Source organism: Xanthomonas sp. LMG 12462 (genome assembly GCF_009192885.1).
In the GTDB taxonomy this organism is placed as follows: domain Bacteria; phylum Pseudomonadota; class Gammaproteobacteria; order Xanthomonadales; family Xanthomonadaceae; genus Xanthomonas_A; species Xanthomonas_A sontii.
This window is the reverse complement of the sequence record NZ_NMPP01000121.1, coordinates 1-2,768: the sequence shown is the minus strand read 5'-3', so window position 1 is coordinate 2,768 and position 2,768 is coordinate 1. Positions and strand designations below refer to the sequence as shown.

Annotated in this window: 2 protein-coding genes; both read left to right on the top strand. The window is 67.8% G+C overall.

All coding sequences use genetic code 11. From position 1 onward, the window contains the following. The first annotated feature begins 437 nt into the window (after nt 1–437). Nucleotides 438–2,519 carry a carbon starvation CstA family protein gene (locus tag CEK69_RS20805; RefSeq protein WP_152247706.1) on the top strand — a complete coding sequence of 694 codons (2,082 nt, stop codon included), beginning with the start codon at nt 438–440 and terminating at the stop codon, nt 2,517–2,519. After that, nucleotides 2,519–2,743 (top strand): CstA-like transporter-associated (seleno)protein, encoded by a 225-nt coding sequence (locus CEK69_RS20800; protein WP_017909376.1) that lies wholly within the window; start codon nt 2,519–2,521, stop codon nt 2,741–2,743. Before CEK69_RS20805 ends, CEK69_RS20800 begins: the two co-directional genes overlap by 1 nt. The last annotated feature ends 25 nt before the right edge of the window (nt 2,744–2,768 follow it).

Genomic DNA, 2,768 nt, shown 5'->3' with positions numbered 1-2,768 from the left:
TCCCTTCTCCCCTCGGGACCATGGCCCCCTTTTCGGGGGAAGGTGCCCCGAAGGGGCGGATGAGGGTACGGGCGAAGCCTCGCGCACCCAAACATCGCGAGGCGCTGCGCGCCGGACCCTCACCCCAACCCCTCTCCCGGCGGGAGAGGGGCTAGCCGCTCCCTTCTCCCCTCGGGAGAAGGTGCCCCGCAGGGGCGGATGAGGGTACGGGCGCAGCCTCGCGCACAGGCTGGGTTCGCCAGGGCTTCGCCCCGGACCCTCACCCTCACCCCTCTCCCGGGGGGAGAGGGGCGCGCGCGCTGCGCCGTCCGTCCCCGCCACACCGTTCGTCACAAGGACTGCCTACGACCAAAGTACTAGCCCCTCGGCCCTCCCCGCCATTGACCCCCCAGGCCATCGGGGCGACCCTTGCGGCAATCTCCGGGGGAGCGTTCTGCATGAAAGGGTTTTCCAAGCTGGCCTGGGCCGCACTCGCCATCCTGGCGGCGTTCTGCCTCGGCACCATCGCCCTGCGCCGCGGCGAACACATCAATGCGCTGTGGATCGTGGTGGCCGCGGTGTCGATCTACCTGATCGCCTACCGCTTCTACAGCCTGTTCATCGCCGACAAGGTGATGCAGCTCGATCCCACCCGGGCCACGCCGGCGGTGCTCAACAACGACGGCCTGGACTACGTGCCGACCAACAAGCACGTGCTGTTCGGCCACCACTTCGCCGCCATCGCCGGCGCCGGGCCGCTGGTCGGGCCGGTGCTGGCCGCGCAGATGGGCTACCTGCCCGGCCTGCTGTGGCTGGTGATCGGCGTGGTGGTGGCCGGCGCGGTGCAGGACTTCATGGTGCTGTTCCTGTCCAGCCGCCGCAACGGCCGCTCGCTCGGCGACCTGGTACGCGAGGAAATGGGTCAGGTGCCCGGCACCATCGCCCTGTTCGGCGCCTTCCTGATCATGATCATCATCCTGGCGGTGCTGGCGATGGTGGTGGTCAAGGCACTGGCGGAAAGCCCCTGGGGCATGTTCACGGTGATCGCGACCATGCCCATCGCGATCCTGATGGGCGTGTACATGCGCTACATCCGCCCTGGCAAGATCGGCGAGATCTCGGTGGTCGGGCTGATCCTGCTGCTGGCGGCGATCTGGTTCGGCGGCAAGGTCGCCGCCGATCCCACCTGGGGCCCGGCCTTCACCTTCACCGGAACGCAGATCACCTGGATGCTGATCGGCTACGGCTTCGTCGCCTCGGTGCTGCCGGTGTGGCTGCTGCTGGCACCGCGCGACTACCTGTCCACCTTCCTCAAGATCGGCACCATCATCGCCCTGGCGATCGGCATCCTGGTGGTGATGCCGGAGCTGAAGATGCCGGCGCTCACGCAGTTCGCCGCCAGCGGCGACGGCCCGGTGTGGAAGGGCGGCCTGTTCCCGTTCCTGTTCATCACCATCGCCTGCGGCGCGGTGTCCGGCTTCCACGCGCTGATCTCCTCGGGCACCACGCCCAAGCTGCTCGCCAACGAGTCGCACATGCGCTACATCGGCTACGGCGGCATGCTGATGGAATCGTTCGTGGCGGTGATGGCGCTGGTGGCGGCCTCGATCATCGACCCGGGCGTGTACTTCGCGATGAACAGCCCGGCCGCGGTGATCGGCGCCGACGTCGCCGCCGCCGCGCACCACATCAGCACCACCTGGGGCTTCGCCATCACCCCGGAGCAACTGACCGCCACCGCGGCGGCGATCGGCGAACCCACCATCCTGCATCGCGCCGGCGGTGCGCCGACGCTGGCGGTCGGCATCGCGCAGATCCTGCACCAGGCCATCCCCAACAGCAGCGACGCGATGATGGCCTTCTGGTACCACTTCGCGATCCTGTTCGAGGCGCTGTTCATCCTCACCGCGGTGGACGCCGGGACCCGCGCCGGCCGCTTCATGCTGCAGGACCTGCTCGGCAACTTCATCCCGGCGTTGAAGAAGACCGAGTCGTGGACCGCCAACATCATCGGCACCGCCGGCTGCGTGGCCCTGTGGGGCTACCTGCTGTACACCGGCGTGGTCGATCCGTTCGGCGGCATCCAGACGCTGTGGCCGCTGTTCGGCATCTCCAACCAGATGCTGGCCGGCATCGCGCTGATGCTGGGCACGGTGGTGCTGTTCAAGATGAAGCGCGACCGCTACGCCTGGGTGACCGCGGTGCCGGCGGTGTGGCTGCTGATCTGCACCACCTACGCCGGCCTGATCAAGATCTTCGACCGCAACCCGTCGCAGGGCTTCATGGCGCAGGCGCAAAAGTTCCAGGACGCCATCGCCAGCGGCACCGTCACCGCACCGGCCAAGTCGGTGGCGCAAATGCAGCAGATCGTCACCAACGCCTACGTCAACACCGGGCTGACCGTGCTGTTCCTGTGCGTGGTGTTCGCAGTGCTGATCTATGCGGTGAAGACCATTCTTGCCGCGCGCCGCAACCCGCAGCGCAGCGACCGCGAGACCGCGTACGTGGCCTTGCAGCCGCACCAGATGGCGGACCTGTAATGGCCGGCGCCCTGGTTCCGGTCGGGCAGTACCAGGCGCACCGCCGGCTATGGCGGCGCCTGGTGCAGACCGCGCGGCTGTGCTGCGGCATTCCCGACTACGACAACTACGTGCGGCACATGCTGGAAAAGCATCCGGACCGCGAGCCGATGGACTACAAGACCTTCTTCCGCGAGCGCCAGGAGGCGCGGTACGGCGGCAAGAGCGGGTTTCGCTGTTGTTGAAAGTCGGGGATTGGGGAGTCGGGAT

Bases quoted from the DNA above. Each gene is read 5' to 3' on its own strand.
- CEK69_RS20800 (WP_017909376.1), top strand. From the start codon at position 2,519: ATGGCCGGCGCCCTGGTTCCGGTCGGGCAGTACCAGGCGCACCGCCGG.
- CEK69_RS20805 (WP_152247706.1), top strand. From the start codon at position 438: ATGAAAGGGTTTTCCAAGCTGGCCTGGGCCGCACTCGCCATCCTGGCG.